Source organism: Staphylococcus pasteuri, assembly GCF_030547725.1.
Classification (GTDB): Bacteria; Bacillota; Bacilli; order Staphylococcales; family Staphylococcaceae; genus Staphylococcus; species Staphylococcus pasteuri.
This window is the reverse complement of the sequence record NZ_JAUOQO010000583.1, coordinates 1-254: the sequence shown is the minus strand read 5'-3', so window position 1 is coordinate 254 and position 254 is coordinate 1. Positions and strand designations below refer to the sequence as shown.

The window sequence follows — 254 nt, the reverse complement described above, 5'->3', positions numbered from 1 at the left end:
GTTTACATGAAGCTGATGGAGTTGCGTAAGTACGACGATAGCTACCACGGCATTGGTCTGGGACACGAGCGAGTTAGGGATGTCGAGCTTGAGGTATTCACGTTGCCGGAAGCCGAATTGTTACTTGCGGCTCGTGACATTAGAAGCCGTATCCGCACTTTTCGAGATGGCGGTGGTCAGGTTCTTCATGTCGAGAGGCCGCTGCCAAATGCCCCGGTGCTTCGTGAGTTGTTGGCCAGCGATGACGCTTTGGA

1 protein-coding gene is annotated in these 254 nt (G+C 53.9%); it reads left to right on the top strand.

Translation table 11 applies throughout. From position 1 onward, the window contains the following. The coding region (locus Q4528_RS14805) for a hypothetical protein (RefSeq protein WP_303522427.1) at window positions 1-254 on the top strand (254 nt) is incomplete at both ends.